Origin of the sequence: Bacillus fungorum, assembly GCF_002746455.1 — a bacterium.
Taxonomy (GTDB): domain Bacteria; phylum Bacillota; class Bacilli; order Bacillales; family Bacillaceae_G; genus Bacillus_A; species Bacillus_A fungorum.
The window spans coordinates 112,765-136,818 of sequence record NZ_NWUW01000009.1; the positions used below are offsets into that span (position 1 = coordinate 112,765).

At 36.2% G+C, this 24,054-nt stretch carries 20 protein-coding genes, 1 pseudogene and 1 riboswitch; of the genes and pseudogenes, 8 read left to right on the plus strand and 13 right to left on the minus strand.

From position 1 onward, the window contains the following. Positions 1 to 458: 458 nt before the first annotated feature. The 4 genes and pseudogenes from CO726_RS15245 to CO726_RS15260 all read left to right on the plus strand — a co-directional run. Positions 459 to 1,037: a TerD family protein gene (locus tag CO726_RS15245; RefSeq protein ID WP_099684834.1), complete on the plus strand. Its 579-nt coding sequence runs from the start codon at positions 459 to 461 to the stop codon at positions 1,035 to 1,037. Positions 1,038 to 1,134: 97 nt separating this feature from the next. Further along, positions 1,135 to 1,713: a TerD family protein gene (locus tag CO726_RS15250; RefSeq protein WP_099684835.1), complete on the plus strand. Its 579-nt coding sequence runs from the start codon at positions 1,135 to 1,137 to the stop codon at positions 1,711 to 1,713. Positions 1,714 to 1,760: 47 nt separating this feature from the next. Then, entirely contained in the window at positions 1,761 to 2,534 is a 774-nt protein-coding gene (locus CO726_RS15255; protein WP_099684836.1) for a TerC family protein, read from the plus strand. Between the two features lie 69 nt (positions 2,535 to 2,603). Next, positions 2,604 to 3,218: pseudogene (locus CO726_RS15260) on the plus strand (TerD family protein); the annotation flags it as partial. A gap of 62 nt (positions 3,219 to 3,280) precedes the next feature. Here the strand turns inward: CO726_RS15260 and CO726_RS15265 are convergent. The 3 genes from CO726_RS15265 to rlmD all read right to left on the minus strand — a co-directional run bounded on the left by CO726_RS15265 (position 3,281) and on the right by rlmD (position 7,749). Next, positions 3,281 to 4,639, minus strand: a complete 1,359-nt coding sequence (locus tag CO726_RS15265; protein ID WP_099684838.1) for a VWA domain-containing protein — start codon at positions 4,637 to 4,639, stop codon at positions 3,281 to 3,283. A gap of 583 nt (positions 4,640 to 5,222) precedes the next feature. Continuing rightward, positions 5,223 to 6,212: a tRNA dihydrouridine synthase gene (locus CO726_RS15270; RefSeq protein WP_099684839.1), complete on the minus strand. Its 990-nt coding sequence runs from the start codon at positions 6,210 to 6,212 to the stop codon at positions 5,223 to 5,225. A gap of 160 nt (positions 6,213 to 6,372) precedes the next feature. Beyond that, positions 6,373 to 7,749, minus strand: a complete 1,377-nt coding sequence (gene rlmD / locus CO726_RS15275; protein ID WP_099684840.1) for a 23S rRNA (uracil(1939)-C(5))-methyltransferase RlmD — start codon at positions 7,747 to 7,749, stop codon at positions 6,373 to 6,375. Positions 7,750 to 7,870: 121 nt separating this feature from the next. After that, positions 7,871 to 7,972, plus strand: a riboswitch (purine riboswitch). Positions 7,973 to 8,174: 202 nt separating this feature from the next. On the opposite strand from rlmD, the gene CO726_RS15280 reads away from it, so the two are divergent. From CO726_RS15280 to CO726_RS15295, 4 genes are all read left to right on the plus strand, one after another. Beyond that, the gene (locus tag CO726_RS15280) at positions 8,175 to 9,371 is read left to right on the plus strand and encodes a NupC/NupG family nucleoside CNT transporter (protein WP_099684841.1); all 1,197 of its coding nucleotides are present in this window, start codon (positions 8,175 to 8,177) and stop codon (positions 9,369 to 9,371) included. Between the two features lie 279 nt (positions 9,372 to 9,650). Beyond that, positions 9,651 to 10,760, plus strand: a complete 1,110-nt coding sequence (locus CO726_RS15285; RefSeq protein WP_099684842.1) for a polysaccharide deacetylase family protein — start codon at positions 9,651 to 9,653, stop codon at positions 10,758 to 10,760. Between the two features lie 161 nt (positions 10,761 to 10,921). Beyond that, complete coding sequence (locus tag CO726_RS15290) at positions 10,922 to 12,004, plus strand: polysaccharide deacetylase family protein (protein ID WP_099684843.1); 1,083 nt, start codon at positions 10,922 to 10,924, stop codon at positions 12,002 to 12,004. 114 nt (positions 12,005 to 12,118) lie between these two features. Further along, positions 12,119 to 13,348 carry an aminopeptidase gene (locus tag CO726_RS15295; protein ID WP_099684844.1) on the plus strand — a complete coding sequence of 410 codons (1,230 nt, stop codon included), beginning with the start codon at positions 12,119 to 12,121 and terminating at the stop codon, positions 13,346 to 13,348. Between the two features lie 40 nt (positions 13,349 to 13,388). Here CO726_RS15295 and CO726_RS15300 read toward each other — a convergent pair whose 3' ends face one another. The 10 genes from CO726_RS15300 to CO726_RS15345 form a co-directional block, all read right to left on the minus strand. After that, positions 13,389 to 13,712, minus strand: a complete 324-nt coding sequence (locus CO726_RS15300) for a DMT family transporter (protein ID WP_000263262.1) — start codon at positions 13,710 to 13,712, stop codon at positions 13,389 to 13,391. 47 nt (positions 13,713 to 13,759) lie between these two features. Further along, on the minus strand, positions 13,760 to 15,211 hold the full coding sequence (gene gabD / locus CO726_RS15305; RefSeq protein WP_099684845.1) for an NADP-dependent succinate-semialdehyde dehydrogenase: 1,452 nt from the start codon (positions 15,209 to 15,211) through the stop codon (positions 13,760 to 13,762). Next, on the minus strand, positions 15,204 to 16,571 hold the full coding sequence (locus CO726_RS15310; protein ID WP_099684846.1) for a sigma-54 interaction domain-containing protein: 1,368 nt from the start codon (positions 16,569 to 16,571) through the stop codon (positions 15,204 to 15,206). The genes gabD and CO726_RS15310 overlap by 8 nt, the downstream gene beginning before the upstream one ends. Positions 16,572 to 16,687: 116 nt before the next feature. Beyond that, positions 16,688 to 18,052 (minus strand): 4-aminobutyrate--2-oxoglutarate transaminase, encoded by a 1,365-nt coding sequence (gabT, locus tag CO726_RS15315; protein ID WP_099684847.1) that lies wholly within the window; start codon positions 18,050 to 18,052, stop codon positions 16,688 to 16,690. A 154-nt stretch (positions 18,053 to 18,206) separates the two neighbouring features. Then, positions 18,207 to 18,950, minus strand: coding sequence for an HAD family hydrolase (locus CO726_RS15320; protein ID WP_099684848.1), 744 nt, complete (start codon positions 18,948 to 18,950; stop codon positions 18,207 to 18,209). Positions 18,951 to 19,090: 140 nt separating this feature from the next. After that, a complete protein-coding gene (locus tag CO726_RS15325) occupies positions 19,091 to 19,996 on the minus strand; it encodes a diacylglycerol kinase (RefSeq protein WP_099684849.1) in 906 nt (301 codons plus the stop codon). 472 nt (positions 19,997 to 20,468) lie between these two features. Continuing rightward, on the minus strand, positions 20,469 to 21,896 hold the full coding sequence (gene gatB, locus CO726_RS15330; RefSeq protein WP_001047685.1) for an Asp-tRNA(Asn)/Glu-tRNA(Gln) amidotransferase subunit GatB: 1,428 nt from the start codon (positions 21,894 to 21,896) through the stop codon (positions 20,469 to 20,471). Between the two features lie 14 nt (positions 21,897 to 21,910). Further along, positions 21,911 to 23,368, minus strand: coding sequence for an Asp-tRNA(Asn)/Glu-tRNA(Gln) amidotransferase subunit GatA (gene gatA, locus CO726_RS15335; protein WP_099684850.1), 1,458 nt, complete (start codon positions 23,366 to 23,368; stop codon positions 21,911 to 21,913). 15 nt (positions 23,369 to 23,383) lie between these two features. After that, positions 23,384 to 23,674: an Asp-tRNA(Asn)/Glu-tRNA(Gln) amidotransferase subunit GatC gene (gene gatC / locus CO726_RS15340; RefSeq protein ID WP_000086999.1), complete on the minus strand. Its 291-nt coding sequence runs from the start codon at positions 23,672 to 23,674 to the stop codon at positions 23,384 to 23,386. A 141-nt stretch (positions 23,675 to 23,815) separates the two neighbouring features. After that, positions 23,816 to 24,052 (minus strand): YiaA/YiaB family inner membrane protein, encoded by a 237-nt coding sequence (locus CO726_RS15345; protein ID WP_001254393.1) that lies wholly within the window; start codon positions 24,050 to 24,052, stop codon positions 23,816 to 23,818. Between the last annotated feature and the right edge of the window lie 2 nt (positions 24,053 to 24,054).

The following is a 24,054-nucleotide window of genomic DNA, read 5'->3' on the forward strand; positions in this document are numbered from 1 at the left end:
CAGTAAATCAATTACAACAGGACGTTCTTGATTCTCTAATCCTAAACCATTAAAAAAGTTAGGTTTTAGATAAAATTTTTCAATAATAAAAAGAATTACGCTACTAAGTCCCCACAAAATATTCCACACTAATCCAAAAGCATTATCAACTTTAAAAGAAGACCCATTATTCAAAAGATCTTCATACCAATATTAAATAATTAATCTCATGAATTATGTCGAAATAAGTCGATAATCATTTTTTTTAGAGGCTATTCATTTCTCATAAATTTTCGTAGAATAATAATGGCTCTCTAAACATGATATTTTCATCGCTTTATCTGAAGAATACATATTTATAATTTAGAAAATTTTACTTTTTTAATGCTAATTTTCAGGAAAGCGTTCAAAAATGTGACTAATTAATACGACTAATTAGTTTATTAGGGGGACAAAAATAATTAAAAGGGGTTACAACAATGGCATTATCTTTATCTAAAGGTCAAAAAATTGATTTAACAAAAACAAACCCTGGTCTTACAAAAGTTATAGTCGGACTTGGCTGGGATACAAATAAGTACGATGGAGGAACAGATTTCGACTTAGATGCTAGTGTTTTCCTTTTAGACTCTAATGGAAAATGTGCTTCCGAACAAGACTTCATTTTTTACAACCAACTTGAAGGTGGAAATGGTTCAGTAGTACATACAGGGGACAACCGTACTGGTGACGGTGATGGTGACGATGAACAAGTAAAGATCAACTTATCTAGCGTTCCAGCTAACGTTCAAAAAATTTCCTTTGTTATTACTATTCATGATGCTGAAGCACGCAGCCAAAACTTCGGGCAAGTTTCTAATGCTTTTTGCCATATTGTGAACGAAGACACAAACCAAGAAGTTGCTCGTTATGACCTGGGTGAAGACTTCTCAGTTGAAACAGCAATCATCGTTGGAGAATTATACCGCCATAATGGAGAATGGAAATTCTCAGCAGTAGGTTCTGGATATCAAGGTGGGTTAGCTCGTATTGCTACAGACTTTGGTTTACAAGTTTAATCATTTCATGACAAGTTGGAAATTTATTTCCTGCTTGTCATTTCTATTTGTAACACATGTTATGTAAGCTAATTCTATAAATAAGGAGAAGAGTATAATGGGGATTCAATTATCAAAGGGCCAACGTATTGACCTAACAAAAACAAATCCAAGTTTGGTTAGAGCTGTAATTGGTTTAGGTTGGGATACAAATAAATATAACGGTGGGTTTGAGTTTGACCTGGATGCATCTGCTTTCCTTGTTGACATTAATAATCGCTGTGTAAATGATTCAGACTTTGTATTTTATAACAATCTCGAACATCCAAGCGGTTCCGTTATTCATACAGGAGACAATCGGACAGGTGAAGGCGAAGGTGATGATGAGCAGTTAATTATTGATTTCTCAAAAATCCCTGCTAACGTCAACAGAATAGGGATTACAGTAACCATTCATGATGCTGAACAGCGATATCAAAACTTCGGACAAGTTTCTAATGCTTTTGTACGATTGTTCGATGAAGCTAACAATACAGAATTACTTCGTTTTGATCTTGGCGAGGACTTTTCTGTAGAAACTGCCGTAGTAGTTTGTGAATTATATCGTCATGGAGGCGATTGGAAATTCAATGCTATAGGTAGCGGGTTTTCTGGTGGGCTTGCATCCTTATGCCGAAATTATGGACTGGAAGTATAATAATTGCCTAAAGTCTTTATCTAGGCGTAAAAAGGTGGGAATTTTTAATGGATATTATTAATCAAATACTTTCAACTTATGCTTCTTTTTTCGATTGGGAAATGTGGGTTAAAGTATTATCAGATCCCGTATCATGGGGGTACATAGGATCTTTAGTCATTTTAGAAGGTTTACTTTCTGCTGATAATGCGCTAGTTCTTGCTGTTATGGTAAAACATCTTCCCGAAGAACAACGTAAAAAAGCATTAACTTATGGGCTATTTGGAGCTTACTTCTTCCGTTTTATCTTCATAGGTATCGGCATGCTTCTAATAAAGTTTTGGTGGATTAAGGTTCTTGGAGCTGCTTACTTAGCTTGGATTGTAATTAAACACTTTTGGTTCGGTGAACAAGACGAAGATGTTAATGAAATGAAAAAAGAAAGCTGGCTTGTCCGGGTATTCGGGACATTTTGGGCAACTGTCATTTCAGTTGAATTAATGGATTTAGCCTTCTCTGCGGATAGTATTTTGGCTGCTTTTGCAGTATCTGAACAAGTATGGATTCTATTAATAGGTGGTATGCTCGGAATCTTAATGATGAGAACTGTTGCTAAATTTTTCTTAGTATTAATTGATAAAGTCCCTGAATTAGAGAATACAGCATTCATCTTAATTGCCATTATTTCTATCAAAATGTTTGCTAGTGTTTTTGGATACAATCTAAATCATTTAGTTTTCTTTGGCCTATTAATTTTAGCTTTCTTAGGAACATTTATTGTACATTACTTCAATGAACAACAGAAAGCTCGTGAGGAAATGGCTGCTACTAAAGAGGAATAAAAAAGAAGAAAGTTCAAATTTATCCCTTCTTTTTTATAGACTGTAATATTTTAAATTAAAAGGAGAAGAAAAATGATTCAGTTAACAAAAAAAGGAGAATCTATCAACCTATCGAAAGATTCTAACGATTCATTCGGAGAGATTTTAGTAAACTTGAATTGGAATCAAAAATCCAAGTCATCAGGAAATTTTTTCTCTAGTCTATTCGGCGGCGGTTCTCAAAATACCGATCTAGATTTAGGCTGCTTATATGAATTAAAAAATGGACAAAAGGGTTGTGTGCAAGCTTTAGGTAATGCCTTTGGTGGCTTAAGGTATGAGCCTTATATTCAACTTGATCACGACGATCGAACAGGAGCTTCTGTTGGTGGCGAAAATATTAGAATAAACGGTAATAAGCTATCTGAGATTAAAAGAATTCTTGTGTATACTTTTATTTATGAGGGAGCTGCAAACTGGAGTGAGGTTGACGGGGTCGTAACCCTTAAATATAAAGATGGACAAGATATTGTAGTGAGAATGGATGAACACCGCAACGGTATGACTATGTGTGCAATCGCCATGATTGAAAATGTACAAGACAAAACTTTTAATGTAAAGAGACTTGTTGAATATTTTGAAGGCCATGAAAAGATGGACCGTTTCTATGGTTGGGGCATGAGATGGACAAATGGAAGTAAATAACATTCAATGAAAAAGCCTTGACAGTTATGAGACTGTTAAGGCTTTTTCTAAATAATAACCTATTAAATTCGGCTCCCAACTTTTCGTAAGATCAATCCTTTAGATGTAGCAAGTTTGACCCACTCTGGGTATTCGGTCATAAGCAAGTCATATAGTTGATTATCAGGTATTCCTGCCGGATTTGCTACATTAAAGAAATTTGCGTTATCAATAAAACGCCCTGTTAGGTTATCTAACTCTTCTAAAAATCCAAAATCGGCAACATCTTGATAGTTACCGTAAGTATCATAATTTGATTCACCTATCGCCATAAACTGCCAGAAAATAGGTTCATATGAAGAACTTTCTATTTCATCAATAGTATTGCCTTCATCAAATGCTGCGCCATCTGTTAAGAACATAACATATACAGGGATTTCCTGAGACAGCGATCCCCTACGTCTTTGAGCTGAACCAAAATAATGCTCCCTAACCATTTTCATAACATCGGCATAATAGGTAGCACCCTCAAGAGGATAACGGCGAACCATCCGATTAACAAAACCATCAAAATTATCAATCGTTAATTCACCAGCATCATGAGCCCGTTCTCCAAACAAAAAGATATCAATTGAACCATCATCATCAAACCTAGTTCCAAGTGCTAATATCCTTTCAGCGAACTCCTGAATTTTTCCAGATCTATATAAATCATACATTGAACCAGAAATATCTAAACAAAGGGCCACTTTGGCTTCGTGATTTTGTAGTCCAACTTTCTCCAAAGAAATCTTTGCCTTTTTAGAAAGGTCGAGTAATTTCGGAGATTGTTTAGCCATTTTTTTCTCTAATAAAATTTTTTTACTGTTTACAATCGGAGTAAGCATTTTTTGATTCACGGTATTTTGCGCTTCTTGTTCATCTGCGACCTCACCACCAAAATGCTCTAATAATGTAGCTAATCCACCATTAAATCCTTGCCCTACAGCAGAACATCTCCACATTGATTTATAGTAAACTTCCGAAATAATGATAGCCTTTTCATTTTCAAACTGATTTCCTGTAAATTCGTATCTTAGGATTGGCTGTCCATTTACTGTAATTTGCATATATCCAGAAGAAATCATAGACATTGTTCCATTTCCATCAATTGTTGCTGTAAACACTAAGTTCTGAATAGTAGAAAGTGGAACATTTGATAAATCAATTAAAAAATTGCTATATCCATTACCATTCGATATAAGACACATTTCCCTATTTGGAGATTGTAATTGATTATAAAAAACTACAAATCGATCATCTACTATTTTCTTGTCTGCATTTAATCCAAAACAGGTAATGTCAATTTCTGCGCTAGATTGTATCGAAATCTCAACTTGTAATTGTTTAAATGAAGTGTAATCTGATAACTTAACTTTTTCCCCTCTAATTAAGGACTTCATATATGTATCTCCTTTTTAATAATCTGCATATAATAGTTTACAATATTACAAGAAAAGGGAAAAGTGGAATCTTAATAATATTAATATAGTAGCAAATGATAAAATGTGACTTACTTGTTGAACTTTACCCTTTTATGACCAGCTAAAAAAGTGCCTATATAGCTAGTAAATAATCACGGTATTATACCAAGAGCTTTTTATTTAAGCACTATTGATAGTGATGAGTTTTGTACACATCTCTGTAATTCCGGTGAATTTCTCTATATAATAATACCCAAGATTACGAAGACACAAATCTAACATAGGACATTTAGCATCTATTTTTTCTGATGGTAAATCATTTAATTTAAACATAAAATAGGACATCCTTTCTTGCATTACGCATGAAAGGGTGTCCTATTTAGATAAAAATCATACATTTTCTTAATTTGGTGGTTATGCCTCAATAAGGGGCAATTTTTATATGTGTTCGTTAATACCTACATTTCCAAAAACAAAAATGGCCATCTGCAAAGGCACTCGAAACTCGATAAAATAAATACACATAAATTGATGCAATTCATTTCCCTCTAACTTTAGAGAGTTACACCGTTTCACTATCCCCAGCCTTATCAACACTCGCCTCAAACTTATCCAACAACGCACGCACTTCATCAGTAGATTTCGTACTCATCAACTGATTTCTCAATTCAGCAGCTCCTGGGAAGCCTTTTACATAAATTTTGAAGAAGCGATGTAGTCCTGTGATAGAACGTGGTAATACTTCTGCATATTGGTCTTGAAGATCAAGCTGCAGTCTTAAAAGATCAAGATGTTCTTTACTGCTATGCTCTCTTGGTTCTTTTTCGAAAGCAAACGGATTTTTGAAGATGCCTCGTCCAATCATGACACCATCAATACCGTATTTTTCAGCAAGTTCCAGGCCAGTTTTACGGTCAGGGATGTCTCCGTTGATTGTTAGGAGTGTATTTGGTGCAATACGATCACGTAATTTTTTGATCTCCGGAATTAGCTCCCAGTGTGCATCTACTTGGCTCATTTCTTCTCTTGTACGTAAGTGAATAGAAAGGTTTGCAATATCTTGTTTGAAAATGTGCGTTAACCAATCTTCCCACTCGCTTAACTCTTTAAAGCCAAGTCGTGTTTTTACGCTGACAGGTAGTCCGCCCGCTTTTGCCGCTTGAATAAGTTCTGCCGCAACGTCTGGACGTAGAATAAGGCCACTACCTTTTCCTCTTGATGCTACGTTCGGTACAGGGCAGCCCATATTAATATCAATACCTTTAAATCCTAACTCTGCCATACCAATACTCATTTGACGGAAGTATTCGGGATTATCTCCCCAAATATGTGCCACCATTGGCTGTTCATCTTCTGTAAAAATTAAACGGCCACGCACACTTTTCATACCTTCTGGATGACAATAGCTATCTGAGTTTGTAAACTCTGTGAAGAATACATCTGGACGACCAGCCTCACTTACTACGTGACGAAAAACAACATCTGTCACATCTTCCATTGGTGCAAGTACGAAAAATGGTCGTGGTAAATCACGCCAAAAATTATCTATCATTTCAAATTCAAATCCTCTCACTATGAATACAATTTCAAACTCTCAATTTATAATTTGTGAAAATCAGCAATATTTATTTTAACTAAAATCGCTTATAAATGGTATTTTTGTAAACCAAAAAGCAGATGGTATAGATTTTCCTATATCAACTGCTTTTCTATTATACCAACTTAAGCCAAGCTACACACTCCACATGCGTCGTATGCGGGAACATATCAACAGGTTGTACTTCCTGTGTTTTATATCCGCCTTCTTCTAGTACTTTTAAATCACGTGCTAATGTTGCTGGGTTGCATGATACGTATACGACGCGTTTTGGTTTCATGTCGATGATTGTGTTTAGTAATGCTTCATCACAGCCTTTACGCGGTGGATCTACGACCATTGTGTCAGCGATTACGCCTTCTTTGTACCATTTTGGAATGACTACTTCTGCTTCTCCTACGCCAAATTCTGCGTTTGTCATGTTGTTTAGTGCTGCGTTTCGATTTGCGTCTTCGATTGCTTCTGGGACGATTTCAACACCGTACACTTTTTTCGCTTTTTGTGCTAGGAATAAGGAGATTGATCCAATTCCGCAATAGGCATCAATTACTGTTTCGTTGCCATCTAATTTTGCATATTCTAACGTTTTATCGTATAACACTTTCGTTTGTTCTGGATTTACTTGATAGAATGAACGTGCTGAAATTGCAAATTTAATGTCACCGATAAAGTCATAAATATATTCTGATCCGTACAGTACTGTCGTTTTGTCTCCGAAGATTACGTTTGTACGTTTCGGGTTTACGTTTTGAACAATTGATTTTACTTCTGGGAATTTCGCAGCAATTTCTTCAATGATTGCTTTTTTGTTTGGCAGTTCTGCTGTACGAGTAATGAAGACAAGCATAATTTCCCCTGTTACTTGTCCGTAACGAGCCATTACGTGACGAAGTGTTCCTTTGTTACGCTCTTCGTTGTATGCCGAAATACCGTGTTTTTCACAAATACGTTTTACTTCTTGAATTAATGTATCATTTTCTTCTGCCTGAATTAAACATGATTCCATATTAATGATGTCATGCGTTCCTTGACGATAGAAACCTGCTACAAGTCCGCCTTCACGTTCTCCGATCGGTACTTGTGCTTTATTACGGTATACCCATGGGTTCTTCATGCCAAGTACAGGATGCACAGGAACATCGCTTAATCCGCCGATACGCTTCATAACGTCACGTACTTGTTTTTCTTTCGCTTGTAATTGTCCTTCATATGTTAAGTGCTGAAGCTGACAACCGCCGCACTGATTGTACACGGTGCACTCTGCATCTTTACGATATGGGCTCTCTGTATGAAGCTTCATTAAACGACCGAATGCGAAGTTTTTCTTCACTTTAATAATTTTAATTTGTGCTTCTTCACCTGGTAATCCGTTTTTAACGAAAATAGGATAGCCTTTTACTTTCGCAACACCGGCACCATCATGTGTTAAATCTTCAAATACTACATCTATAAACTCGTTTTTTTCAACTGGTGGCGTCATTTTTGTACTCATTTTCCGACCTCTCTTTTTCATAACACTGCGTTACATTTTATCATACTTATATGGTCTATTTCTATCGGAAGAAAAAAAGCTATTGACGATAGTTCTCTGTTAATGTTACGCTACTACTAATTTAATACGGACGATGTTACCTCATATATACTCGATAATATGGATCGAGAGTTTCTACCCGGCAACCTTAAATTGCTGGACTATGGGGAAAACTAATGAATATTAGCCTATGTGCAAAAAAGGACTCATATTGATTAGCTTTCTCTCATAGATGAAAGTGAATCCATATGGGTCTTTTTTTATTTTTATTTTTCTAAAAGGTCAGACATCTTACGTATGACATAAAACCTCTTTGTTTTATTTTTAGTAATATAACGCGCGTTTTATGTACAAACTTTATACGAACTTCTGAAAGGGGCAACTACATGCAATATGTAATGAGCATTATCGGTATTCTTGTCGTTTTAGGTTTATGTTTTGCTTTGTCAAACAACAAAAGTAAAATCAACTTCCGTGCAATTGCTATTATGATTGGTTTTCAAATTTTAATCGGTTGGTTTATGTTTGGCACAAAGATTGGTCAACAAATCATTATTTTCATTGGTAAAGTTTTCAACAAACTAATTAAACTTGGTACGACAGGTGTCGATTTTCTTTTTAATGGAATTCAAAGAGATTTTGTCTTTTTCTTAAACGTACTATTAATTATCGTATTTTTCTCAGCACTACTTTCTATCTTTAGTTATTTAGGTGTTTTACCATTCATCGTTCGCGTTGTCGGCGGTGCCATTTCAAAAATTACTGGTTTACCACGCGTTGAATCATTCCATGCGGTAAACTCTGTATTCTTCGGTTCAAGTGAAGCATTAATCGTTATTAAAAATGATTTACAACATTTCAATAAAAACCGTATGTTTATCATTTGTTGTTCTGCAATGAGCTCAGTTTCTGCTTCTGTTACAGCATCATACGTAATGATGTTAGATGCAAAATACGTACTAGCAGCTCTTCCACTAAACTTATTCTCAAGCTTAATCGTTTGTTCGTTATTAACACCAGTTGATACGAAAAAAGAAGACGAAGTGGTTCAAAAATTTGATAGAACGCTATTCGGAGACAGCTTTATCGGCGCAATGATTAACGGTGCGCTTGATGGTTTAAAAGTAGCTGGTATCGTTGCAGCATTAATGATCGCCTTCATCGGTGTGATGGAAGTTGTAAACTACGTAATTAGTGCAGCTTCAGGTGCAATGGGACATGCTGTTACGTTACAACAAATCTTCGGTTATATACTTGCTCCATTCGCATTCTTAATGGGTATTCCAACTCAAGATATTATCCCAGCTGGTGGTATTATGGGTACGAAGATTGTATTAAACGAGTTTGTAGCAATCCTTGATTTAAAAGATGTTGCATCAACATTGTCTCCACGTACAGTTGGAATCGTTACAGTATTCTTAATTAGCTTCGCAAGTATTAGCCAAATTGGTGCGATTGTTGGTACAATCCGTGCCCTTTCTGAAAAACAAGGAAGTATCGTTTCTAAATTTGGTTGGAAAATGTTATTTGCATCAACACTTGCTTCTATTTTATCTGCAACAATCGCTGGATTGTTTATTTAATAAAAACTCCACCTTACTTCTCCTTTTTAAAGGCAGTTTGGGTGGAGTTTTTTTATTGTTCTCTATATGTATTTTTATGTAAACTCCACCAGAAAAATATAAGGTATTTTTTCCGAATTATTCCAAAAACATATTCCCCTATATATTCTATAGTGATATGATGGACAAGGGTATAATTCAAATTTTTTAGAACCAAAAATTTGAATTAGTGTCACTTATACGAAAGATGGTTTCATGACATAAGTGATAATAATTAAATCACAATAGAAGGATGATAGAATGAAAAAGTATACATATATCGCTTTACTTTCTTCTGCTATTCTCGTAGGTTGTAACACTAGTGATACTAGTGATAAACAAATAAAAGAAGCAACATCGAAACAAGCAGTGGAACCCAAAAAAGCACAAGCAAAAACAGTTGAAATTCCTTTAACACAAGGGATTATTACATGGGATCCGTATGAATATAACGCACAAAATACCACGCTTTATACCAAAAATTTAAGAGATGCATTTACACAAGTACGTTACAATATTTGGCGCACTGCTGATGGTCCTGAAAGCAAGCAGACTTTTACTTCACAAGAAAAAGATCGTGACTTTGCCCTCCCACTACATTTAAAATCATTTCATTTAAAACGTGGCGAATTCCAAATTGAAACAGTAGGAATTAAAGAAGATAACACTGAAACAAATCTAGTAGCATCTAAAATTACATTCCAGCAACATGTACCCGTTTTAATGTACCACGCGATTGAAAAATACCCTGGGCCAAGTGATGGGGATTACGGCTTATATGTACCACCTGAACAATTCGAAAAGCATATGCAATATTTGAAAGATAACGGTTATACGATGCTTACGTTTGAACGTTGGAATGATATAAATCGTGTAAATAAACCTGTTTTTGTAACGATGGATGATGGGCGAAAAAATAATATGAACGCTCTTCATATTTTACAAAAATTAAAGGATGATACATTCCAACCTACGGCTACTGAATTTCTTACTGCAAATGAGATAGACAAACCGAATCGTCTATCAACAGATGATATAAAACAAATGATGGATTCAGGTATTTTTTCTATTCAATCGCATACTGCTAATCATACGATGATGGCTCATTCCAGTAATTATGATGAGGAATTACGTGGTTCAAAAGAAAAAATTGAAGCTCTTACTGGTAAAAAAGTCATCGCTCTCGCTTATCCAGTAGGTTCCTATAATGATCCAGCTGTTGAAGAAACGAAAAAATATTATGAGTTCGCAGTAACTACTGATCACGGCAATCACATTACAAAAGGAATGCCAAACGAACAGTACTTAATTAAACGCCATTTTGTAGGGCCTAATACATCGATGGAAAAATTCATATCTCTTATAAAGTAAAATTTACTAAAAGGTGATAGAAATAGCTCTATTAAAAGTCACTACTCTATCTCATTACTAAAATGATATGATAAACAAGGGTATATCCCCACCTCTCTTACAGCGGTGGGGATTTTAAATATAAGTATGATGCAACATAATACATAATAGAAGGTGATTTTATGAAAAAATACGCAGCAATTGCTTTATGTACGTCTGCCATTTTAGCAGGTTGTAATACTAACAATATAAGTCAAGAACCTAAAAAAGAGAAACAGGTTCAAGAAACTAAGAAACAAGAAGAGACTGTGAAAGAACAAGGGAAAATTTCTTATAATCAAATTACAAATGAATCTACAAACACTACTATTCATATGACAGATATAAAAGATACTTTAACTGAGGTACAATATAAAATTTGGCGAACTGCTGATGGAAAAGAAACTGCTAAATCTTTGTCTTCTAAAGAAAGGGAAAAGCAATTTTCACTTCCTTTTGACATAAAAGAATTTGAAGGAAAACGTGGTGAGTTCCAAATTGAAGCAATAGGAATGAAAGAAGATGGGAAAACTATTCCACTCACAAAGTCTGCTATTACTTTCGAGCAAAAGGTTCCCGTTCTTATGTACCATGCAATCGATGATTATCATGGACAAGGCATTAAAGATTTATTCGTATCACCCGCTAACTTTGAAGCCCAAATGAAATATTTAAAGGACAACGGCTATACATTACTAACTTTTGAACGCTGGGGCGATATTAATAAAGTGAATAAACCTATCTTTGTTACATTTGATGACGGTATGAAAAATAATATGAATGCATTTCATATTTTGCAAAAGCTAAAAGACGATACGTTTAAACCAACAGCAACAGAATATATGATTGTTAATAATGTTGATGCTGAAGGATCTCTTTCTACATCTGATATAAAAGAAATGATTGATTCCGGTATTTTCTCCATGCAATCTCATACTGCAACACATGCAGACTTACCGAAGATTACAAACTATGAAGAAGAATTAAAGGGATCGAAAGAAAATCTAGAAAAAATAACAGGTAAGCCTGTTATCGCAGTTGCTTATCCATTTGGTCATGTAGATGATAAAGTCGTTGCAGAAACGAAGAAATATTATCAATTTGCGACGACAACAAAACCCGGAAAGTTCATTACAAAAGGTGAACCCGATGAGTTATTAAAAATGAAGCGTGTTCGCATACACAATACGACGACCGTAGAACAATTTGCTTCTTCAATTAAATAACTAAGAGAGCTCAATATTTTGAGCTCTCTTTTTACGCTATATTTATATATATATTTCGAATTTTCTTGTATTATATAAAATAAGAAATCTTTCAAATTAAAGGAGATTATACATATGTCATTTGAACAAACGTTAGAGAAATATGCTGCTCTTGCAGTCAATGTTGGTGTTAATATTCAACCAGGACAAACATTATCAATTAGTGCACCTCTTGAAGCTGTACAATTTGTACGCCTCGTTACAGAAAAAGCATATAAATCTGGTGCAAAACACGTATATGTGGATTGGAATGATGAGACGTTAACACGCTTAAAGTTCGAACTAGCTCCCGAAGAAGCTTTCGCTGAGTTCCCATCTTGGAAAGCGCACGCTCGTGAAGAATTAGCAAAAGAAGGCGCTGCATTTATGTCTATTTATGCAGAAAACCCTGATTTATTAAAAGGTGTAGAACCAACGCGTATCGCAACAGCTCATAAAGTAGCTGGTGAAGCAATGAAAGTATACCGTGACTACGTACAAGCTGATAAAGTAAGCTGGTGTGTCATTTCTGTTCCTACGAAAGAATGGGCTGCGAAAGTATTCCCTGACGTTGCACCAGAAGAACAGGAAGCAAAACTATGGGATGCTATTTTCAAAGCTACTCGTGCTGATTTAGAAAATCCTGTGGAAGCATGGAAAGAACACGATAAAACGTTACATACAAAAGTTGATTACTTAAACGAAAAGCATTATAAAGCCCTTCACTATACAGGTCCTGGAACAGATTTAACGATCGAACTTCCAGAAAAGCATGTATGGGCTGGCGCTGGTAGTTTAAATGAAAAGAACGTACCATTTATGGCGAACATTCCAACTGAAGAAGTGTTTACAATGCCACTTAAAACAGGTGTAAACGGCCAAGTATCTAGCACAAAACCGTTAGCATTTGCAGGTAACATTATCGATAACTTCACGTTAACATTTGAAAACGGACGTATCGTAGACTATAAAGCTGAAACTGGTGAAGAAGCTTTAAAACATTTAGTAGAAACAGATGAAGGTTCTCACTTCTTAGGAGAAGTGGCTTTAGTACCTCATGACTCACCAATTTCAAACACAAATATTTTATTCTACAATACGCTATTTGATGAAAATGCATCTTGCCACCTTGCAATCGGAAGTGCTTATGCATTCAACTTAGTTGGCGGAAAAACAATGTCTAAAGAAGAACTTGCTGAAAACGGAGCAAACACTAGTATTACACACAACGACTTCATGATTGGATCAGCCGAGCTTGATATCGATGGTATTACAGATGACGGGAGACATGAAGCAATCTTCCGTAAAGGTAACTGGGCATTTTAATAAAACTAAAAGGCTATCTCCCGCACCGGAAGATAGCTTTTTATGATGCCGATGAAACCTTAAGTCCAATTACTCCTAAAACAATAAAGAGAATACAAAATGCTTGGAATAAGCTAATGTGCTCTTTAAAAAAGTACACACTAATAATTGTAATAAGTAACGTCCCAACACCAGACCAAATTGCATAAGCAATACTTAAATGAATTTTTTTGACAACGATAGCAAATACACTGAAACAAATTCCATAAAATACGAAAATAAGTACACTTGGAACGAGCTTTGTTAAACCGTTCGATAATTTCATCGCAATTGTTCCAGCTACTTCAAAAATAATTGTTACGAGTAATAATAGCCAATATACCATACTAGAATCTCCTTCTCTGTTACCTTATAGAGATTCTAGTATACTACTTATAGTCCTAATGAAATATATTTAATTTCTAAATATTCCTCGATACCGAAATGGCCTCCTTCACGGCCAATACCACTTTCTTTAAAGCCACCGAACGGTGCTTGTGCAACTGATGGAAGTCCATCATTTAATCCGATAATACCGTACTCTAACGCTTCGCTAATTTGGAATGCTTGACTAATATCTTTTGTGAAAATATAAGCAGCTAAGCCATATGGTGTATTATTTGCACGTTCGATTACTTCTTCAATCGTTTTAAATTTCGCAACTGGTGCAACTGGCCCGAATGTTTCTTCATTCATACAAAGCATCGTGTCATTCGCCAATCCAATTACGGTCGGTTGAATAAAGTGTCCATCTAGCCCTGCAACCTTTTGCCCACCATATAAAACTGTTCCACCCTTTTGAATAGCATCTTCGATATGTTCCTGTACTTTCGAAACTGCATTCTCGTCAATAAGTGGTCCTACAGTTGTTCCTGCACCGAACCCGTCTCCTATTTTAAGTTGCCCTACCGCCTTTTGGAACTTCTCTACAAACACTTCGTACACTTCCTCTTGAACGAATACTCGGTTTGTACATATACACGTTTGTCCCGCGTTACGGAATTTCGAACCGATTACCGCCTCTACTGCTTTATCTAAGTCCGCATCATTCATAACAATAAACGGCGCATGACCACCTAACTCAAGTGAAACCTTTTTCATCGTTTGTGCAGCACTAGCCATTAATTCTTTCCCAATTTCCGTTGATCCTGTAAAGGAAACTTTTCGAACGCGTCCATCTTCCATCCACGTATCAGCAATTGCTTTCGCACTACCTGTTACAATATTTATTACGCCTTTTGGAATGTCCGCTTCATGAGCTAATTCAGCTAATTTCAACGCCGTTAACGGCGTTTGACTTGCAGGTTTTACAACTGCCGTACATCCTGCTGCAAGTGCCGGGGCTACCTTTCTCGTAATCATAGCAGCAGGGAAATTCCAAGGTGTAATAGCTGCCATAACTCCAACTGGTTGCTTCATAACTAAAATACGTTTATTCGAATGAGAAGCAGGAATCATTTCACCATATACGCGTTTTCCTTCTTCTGCATACCATTCAACGAAGCTATTTGCATAATTCACTTCACCAAGTGCTTCTGCAAATGGCTTTCCTTGTTCTCTCGTCATGATCGCCGCAATTTCTTCTTTATTTTCATCAATAAGTGTGAACCATTTTCTTAACTTCACTGCACGGTCTGCTGCTGTTAACTTAGACCATGATTTAAAAGCTTCATGCGCAGCATCAACAGCTTGCTTTGCCTCTGTTATCCCGCCCTTTGGTACCGTCGCAAATATTTCCTTCGTTGCTGGATTATTTACTTCAATTTGTTCTTGCAACATAATCCACTCACCATTTATATACATCGCCTTTTTCTCTACATTTACAAACGTCGCTTTTTTATCCAATGTTTTCTTCCTCCTCTATAAGTTTCTTTATCTTCCTAGTGGCAGCAGATTGACTTATTTTTAAAAACTCCGCTACTTTATAACTCGATCCATATGTTTTATATGCTTTCAAAATAATATTCCGTTCTACTTCTTCTAACATTTTATAGAGACTTTGACCGGACTGTTCAACCGTTGATTCTTGCATCGCTATTGGCAAATCCTCTATCGTAACGATATCATCAGCAGTTATAACAATTCGCTCAATCACATTTTCAATTTCTCTATTATTTCCTTCCCACGGGTAACCGACAAATATTTGCAATGTGCTAGGCGCCAATTTTACATTCCGTCCATATTTCTCGTTAAAGTGCTGTAAATAATGATAAATGAGTGGCAAAATGTCTTCTGTTCTTTCCCGAAGTGGTGGAATTACAATTGGAATGACATTCAGACGGTAATATAAATCTTTCCGGAATGTTCCTTGTTTCACCATCATACTTAAATCTCTATTTGTTGCTGCTACAATTCTGACGTCCACCTTTTTTAATTCTCTTCCGCCTATAGGGCGAAACGTTTTTTCTTGCAATACTTGCAAAAGCTTTGCTTGAATTTCAAGCGGCATTTCGCCAATTTCATCTAAGAAAAGAGTTCCTTTATGAGCTGATTCTAGTAGTCCCTTTTTCCCTTCACGATTCGCACCTGTAAAAGATCCACCTGAGTATCCAAAAAGCTCTGATTCAATTAAATTCGTTGGCAATGCCGCACAGTTAATTTCATAGAAACTTTCATTCTTCCGGTTACTCACTTCATGTAAATGACGTACTAATCGACTTTTCCCTACTCCTGTCTCACCTAAAACGAGAACTGTACTATCTACCACAGATACCTTCTTGATTGTCTCGACTATTTTTTGCATAGCGATACTTTTAAAAATAAGTCCTTCATGTTCATATGTTTCTCTTAATTCTTTTTTATATGTTTTTAATTGATTATCCATTTCCTCTACCTTTTGACGTAATTGATAGAGCTCTGTAAGATCACGAGAGTAACTAATCACCCTTCTTAAATTCCCCTCATTATCAAAAACAGGCCTTGTCCGAACATGTAAGTACTCTCCCGATTTTGTCGTTTGAACGAGTTCAATCGGTCTCTTTTTTTCAATTACTTCTAACGTTGCCGATGGATAAAAAATACCATCCTTCTGCAACTCTTTTACATGCTTACCTACTAACTCTTTAGCAGCTAATTGATAGTGCCTTTCACATGTACTATTTACACGCACAACGATTCCCTTTTCATCAGTCACAAAAATTTCGTCAAACGCATATTCAAATACATCTTGTAAATCCATTAACACTCGTTCCTTTTCTGCAACCATTCTAGCCACCCCTCACTTCCAATCCATCGATTCACTTCGCTATCTTTATTATAAAGTGAATTTTCTGCATTTTATATAGAGTCAGCTAGAATGTTTGCTGTTTTATTATTTAGCTTTTAAACACGAGTAGTATTTGCTTTCTCATAACAGACTTGCAATGATTCTTCAATGATTGTTAATCCTTCTTCAAGTTGCTCATCTGTAATCACCAATGGCATTAGCACACGAATAACATTACCATATGTCCCTGCTGATAGTAGAAGTAATCCGCGTTTGTTTGCTTCTGCGCACAAATTAGCCGTTAACGTTTTATCTGGTGCTTTCGTCTTACGGTCTTGAACGAGCTCGAATGCACACATTGCTCCTAAACCACGCACATCACCGATGCAATTATATTTATTTTTCATCTCTTCAAATCGGTTCATTACGACTTTTCCTAATTCTATCGCTCTATCATTTAAATTCTCTTTTTCTATTACATCAAGTACTGCTAATGCTGCCGCACATCCTAGTGGGCTTCCTGCATACGTTCCACCAAGCTCTCCTGGTGCAGACTCATTCATAATTTCCTTACGCCCAATAACACCACTAATCGGTACACCAGCGCCTAATGATTTAGATACCGTAATTAAATCTGGAACGACATCATAATGATCAATGGCAAAATACTTTCCTGTACGGCTAAATCCTGTTTGAATTTCATCCGCTACAAATAAGATGCCGTGTTCTGAACAAATATTGCGTACTGCTTGCACAAACTTCTTACTTGGAACGATAAATCCGCCTTCCCCTTGAACAGGTTCCATGACAACGGCTGCAATTGTTTCTGGTGCTACTTCTGATATGAAGAAATTCTTAAACTCTTCAATCATAAAGTCATCGTACTGCTCTTCAGTTAATCCTTCTGGGCGACGATATTCATATGGGAATGGTGCTTTATATACTTCCGGAGCAAATGGGCCAAATCCAAATTTATATGGTTTTACTTTACTTGTCATCGTCATTGTCATTAATGTACGTCCGTGGAAACCTTTAGAAAATGCGATAATACCAGGTCTTTTTGTATATTTACGAGCAATTTTCACCGCATTCTCGACTGCTTCTGCACCACTATTTAAAAATAGTACTTGCTTATCAAAACTCCCTGGCGCTAATGCCGCAAGTTTTTCTGCTAATTCAATATATGGCTCATACATCATGACATTAAATCCAGTATGAATGTATTGATCTACTTGTTTATGAAGCGCTTCTTTCACAGCTGGATGACAATGTCCTACGTTAATTGTTCCAATTGCTCCCGCAAAATCAATGTACTGATTGCCATCAACATCTGTTACAAGAGCACCATTTGCAGATTGTACAAACGTCGGGATGCCGTTACTTACTCCTTTTGGTACTATATTTTGGCGGCGTTCTAATAAAGACGCTGCTTTCGGTCCAGGAATTTGTTCATTTACTTTAGTAAATTTTTTTGTGTTCATTACTTACCCCATCCTTTTCTTTACATTGTTTTCTCTTTTCATTGCAAAATGTATGCCAACATTCTTTTCCAGTATTCATCCTACACACCTTCTATTTCGCCATAAAAAATAAGTCTATAGAGACTCATTAAGAGTCCCTATAGACTTATTTTCCTTACACACTAGACTTTCCTTGTTCCCAAATAAACTCACCTGAATGAGAAATAAAATCCCCAACAGATTGTACTACTAAATCCGCAAGTGGTTCTAATGTTTGACGATCTCCTGTACCAGATAGTACTCCAATTGCATAGCAATCGCCATTTTTAGCTAAATGTAAATCAGTTGGCGTATCTCCCACGACGGCTACTTCACATGCTTCTAAATGAAACTTCTCACAAAAAGATTCTACAATTCTTTTATCTGGTTTTTGTGCCAGAAATGTATCTGAAGCTACAACATAATCAAAAAAAGACTCTAATTGATATTGTTTCAAAAACAATTCTGTTGGTGCAAAATCATCAGCTGTCACAACACCTAAAATAAATCCTCTATCCTTTAAACCTTGTAAAATTCTCGGTAAATCCGCCGTCATTTTCATATAAGAACGATGCTCATACATAAGAGAAAATAACTTTTCACTTACCCACTCATGCATCTCCTCTTCCTTAGATGACGTAATATACTTACAAAGCCCCTTTGCAACATCAAGGCTTGTTCCTGCCGCTATTGCGCTACGAGGGTTCACAAATACCCCATCCACACCGATCTCTTTTAATAAAGTAGGCTGCATTGACTTTGGCAGTTCATATAAATTTATACATTCCGCCACAAGTTCTTCAGCTACTTTTATCCAAATTGAATGAAAATCCATTAATGTCCCATCTTTATCAAATAGTATTGCTTTTACCTTCTTCATAGCACCCTACCTCTCGTTTCTTATCTCCTCCAGTGTATCAATAAAGTATGGATATAAAATAAATGAATTGTAAAAATACCATAAAAATCAAACTAACTTCCAATTTACAATTCATTTTAACAAAATAAAAAAGGATGCCTTTACAGGGCATCCTCTTGATGTTCAGGAACAAATAGTTCAAGACAATGGTATATATTTTCGAATTCCATCGGTGCATCTCCACCGTATTCACCATCTAAATTAATCATTAGTTTATCTGGTGAATGTACTTTAATTCGGTTTGCTTGTGTGTATAGCACTTTTGGATTGTTAATATGTTCACCACGCTGCGCTTGTGTTGCTGCTTTAATTAAGTCGGCAATAGATCCTTTTTTCAGCACTAATAAATCAAATAAGCCATCGTTAATTGATGCATATGGTGCTACCTTTTCAAAACCACCCACTGAACGAGTATTCGTAATTAAAAACATCGTAATTTCTTCTTGTAGTAATTTTCCATCATACTCAATTTCAACATATGTTGGATGTAATGAGGGTAACATTTCGATACCTTTTAAATAATAAGCAAGTTGTCCTAATACGGTCTTTAGCTTACTCGGTACTTCATATGTTAATTCTGTAATACGACCGCCACCAGCGATATTAATAAAATATGTATCGTTTGCTCTACCAAGGTCTAATGGTACAGTTTTTCCTTCACAAATAATATCCGCCGCCTCTTCAATAGAACGAGGCACACCGATTGCACGTGCAAAGTCATTTGTCGTTCCAACTGGAATAATTCCAAATTTCGGACGGAATTCATGCCCAACTAAACCGTTTACGACTTCATTTAACGTACCGTCACCACCAGCCGCAATAACAACATCAAATTTACGATCCGCAGCTTGCCTCGCCGCCACAGTTGCGTCTCCAGGACCCGTTGTCGCATGACAAGATGCTTCATATCCAGCTTGTTCTAATTTTTGTAATACTTCTGGTAAGCTCTTCTTAAATAGCTCACGCCCAGAAGTAGGATTATAAATAATTCTTGCTCGCTTCATCATTTATTAGCACAGGAAATTTCTTTATGTATCAAAAAAGAACATACCGAACTTCTATTCAGTATTCCCATGCCTACCTCCTCTCATCTTCCTATCCTTCTTTTATCCCGCTCAAACAGGCAGTAAGAACCCGATTCGTGTAGTCCATCAAAAGTAAATATTCATTTCAATGGTTTTGTTTTATTTGCCAAAAAAATTTATGTCTATCTATTTTCCTCACAACAATTTACATATAACGAATAATAACTATCTATTATTTCATGAGATGAAAAAAACCTCTACGTTTAGATTTATCATTATTCCCACCTTTTTGCAACTATCATACCATAGTTGCTATACAAACATTTTTACAATTTCGACAGTTAATCAAACGTTTGTTTAAACGATTCTCTCTCATTTAAACAAACGTTTGATTAACCTAGAAAAACACCCATGTACGGGTGTTTTTCTGCTTAATCTTTACAAGTTACTACTATTATCGCTTATTAATCTCTTCAAGTAAGATTTTGTTAACAAGCGGTGGATTTGCTTGTCCTTTTGTAGCTTTCATAATTTGACCAACTAAGAAGCCAATTGCACGGTCTTTACCGTTTTTAAAGTCTTCGATAGATTGCTCATTATTATCAAGAATTTCTGTTACAACTTTACGAAGTGTACCCTCGTCAGAAATTTGAACAAGACCTTTCGCTTTAACGATTTCTTCTGGGTCTCCACCTTTTTCAATTAATTCGTTAAATACTTTCTTCGCGATTTTAGAAGAAATTGTACCTTTTTCAATTAATTGAACCATTTTAGATAAACCAGCAGGCGTTAATGCAACGTCTTTTAATTCTTTTTGTTGTTTGTTTAAGTATGCAAGCACTTCACCCATTAACCAGTTTGATGTTAATTTCGCATCAGCACCGTCTGCAACAGTCGCTTCAAAGAAATCAGACATTTCTTTCGTTAATGTTAATACGTGTGCATCATAAGCTGGTAAGCCTAGTTCTGCAACGTAGCGAGCTTTACGTGCATCTGGAAGTTCTGGAATAGAAGCACGAACAGCTTCTTTCCACTCATCGTCGATGTAAAGTTCAACTAAGTCTGGCTCTGGGAAGTAACGGTAATCGTCAGATCCCTCTTTCACACGCATTAAGATTGTTTTCTTCGTTGCTTCATCATAACGACGTGTTTCCTGTTGGATGATACCACCAGATAATAATTCTTTTTCTTGGCGTACTTGCTCATGCTCAAGACCTTTTTGTACGTAAGTAAATGAGTTTAAGTTTTTCAGTTCTGCTTTTGTACCGAACTTCTCTTGTCCAACTGGACGAAGGGAAATGTTCGCATCACAGCGCAAGGAACCTTCTTCCATCTTACAATCAGATACACCAGTGTATTGAATGATTGATTTTAACTTCTCTAAGTATGCATATGCTTCTTCTGGCGTACGCATATCTGGCTCAGATACGATCTCGATTAAAGGCATACCTTGACGGTTGTAGTCTACTAATGAACCATCAGCTGTATGCGTTGATTTACCAGCATCTTCTTCTAAATGAAGACGTGTAATACCGATACGTTTCTTTTTACCATCTACTTCGATTTCAATCCAACCATTTTCACCAATTGGCTTATCAAATTGAGAGATTTGGTAAGCTTTCGGATTATCTGGGTAGAAATAGTTTTTACGGTCAAACTTCGTTTCCGTTGCGATTTCACAGTTTAATGCCATTGCAGCTTTCATTGCAAAGTTAACTGCTTCTTTATTTAAAGTAGGAAGTACCCCTGGGTATCCTAAGTCAATTACACTTGTTTGTGTATTTGGCTCCGCTCCGAATTCTGTTGGACTCGCAGAGAAAATTTTCGAATTCGTTTTTAACTCAACGTGAACCTCTAAACCAATAATTGTTTCTAAATTCATCTATGCTCGCCTCCTTACAGACTTGCTTTTTTTGTATGATAGTCTGTTGCTTGCTCAAACGCATGTGCAACGCGGTAAATTGTCGCTTCATCGAAGTGTTTACCAATGATTTGTAAACCAAGTGGCATGTTGTTAGCACCGAATCCACATGGAACAGAAATCGCTGGAACACCAGCTAAGTTTACTGGGATTGTTAAAATGTCGTTCGCATACATTGTCATTGGATCATCAACTTTTTCGCCTACTTTAAATGCCGGAGTTGGCGTTGTTGGCCCAATAATAACATCGTAGTTAGCAAATACATTTTCAAAGTCGTTTTTAATTAATGTACGTACTTGTTGTGCTTTTTTGTAATATGCATCATAGTAACCAGAGCTAAGTGCAAATGTACCAAGCATAATACGACGTTTTACTTCATCACCGAAACCTTCGCTACGTGTGTTTTTGTAAAGATCTAATAAATTATTTACATTATCAGAGCGAACACCGTAACGTACGCCATCAAAGCGTGAAAGGTTAGCAGATGCTTCAGAAGAAGATAATAAGTAATACGTTGCTAGAGCGTATTTAGAGTGGGGAAGAGATACTTCCTCCCAAGTTGCGCCCATACCTTCTAATACTTTTAAAGCAGCTAGTACTGACTCACGAGCTTCTTCGCCAACACCTTCTCCTAAGTATTCTTTCGGTACAGCAATGCGTAAACCTTTAATATCACCTGTTAAACCAGCTAAGTAGTTTCCTACTTCAACGTTTGCAGAAGTTGCATCCATACGGTCAATACCTGAAATAGCTTGTAATAAGTATGCATTGTCTTCTACTGTACGTGTAATCGGTCCGATTTGGTCAAGTGAAGATGCAAATGCTACTAATCCGTAACGAGATACGCGTCCGTAAGTTGGTTTTAAACCTACAACGCCGCAATATGCAGCTGGTTGACGGATAGAACCACCTGTATCAGAACCTAGAGAGAATAATACTTCTCCTGCTGCTACAGCTGCTGCAGAACCACCACTAGATCCGCCTGGAACGTAATCTAAGTTCCATGGATTTTTCGTAGCATAGAAACCTGAGTTTTCATTTGAAGAACCCATTGCGAACTCGTCCATGTTTAATTTACCGATTGTAATTGTGTCAGCAGCTTTTAGCTTTTGCACAACTGTCGCATCATAAATTGGATCGAAATTTGCTAACATTTTGCTCGCACAAGTAGTACGAAGACCGTTAGTTACAATGTTATCTTTTACACCAATTGGCATACCGAATAATAAACCATTATCTTCAGCACCAATTTTCGCGTCTAATTCTTTCGCTTTCGCGCGTGCATTTTCTTCATCTAATGTAAGAAAAGCTTTTACGTTATCTTCAACATCCGCAATACGTTTGTAAGATTCTTCTACTAAATCCGTAACGGAAATTTCTTTGTTGTTTAATTTCTTATGTAACTCTGATACTGAATGATCAAATAATGACATCGAAATTCCCCTCCTCTATTCTAATACTGCTGGAACACGGATTTGATTATCTTTGTGATCCGGTGCATTTTTTAATACTTCTTCAACTGGTAAACCTTTTTCTGGTACATCTTCACGCATAACATTTTTCATAGTTAATACATGAGTTGTTGGTTTTACATCTGTTGTATCTAATTCATTTAACTGTTCTGCAAATGTAACAATTGCATCTAGTTGTTTTTGAAATTTTTCTGCTTCTTGATCAGTAATAGCAAGACGTGCTAAATGTGCTACGTGCTTTACATTCTCAACGGAAATTCTTGACACGGCTAGGCCACCTCCATAATATATCGTTCAATCTACAATACTATTGATGATACCAAATTTTCAGTACTTCAAGCAAGTCAACACATGGCACTTACGCCATTTTTACATAAAAAAAGAAAGGCCAACGCCTTTCTTTACAATTTACTCTTTATCTAACGGTTTATTTTTCGGAAATCTCTCGTTATCTTCTTCATTATCACGAATTGTTTTTTGTAACACAAAACAAGACATCGTCAAAAATAATGTTCCAATTAAATAGTATCCTTTTACACTAAGCGTTTCATCTAACGTATAAATCCCAATTAGCATACCTGAAAGTGCGCAAACAAATGAAGTCCATGCTAAAAACGTGAACGCTTGCGTATTTCGTCTTCTCATCG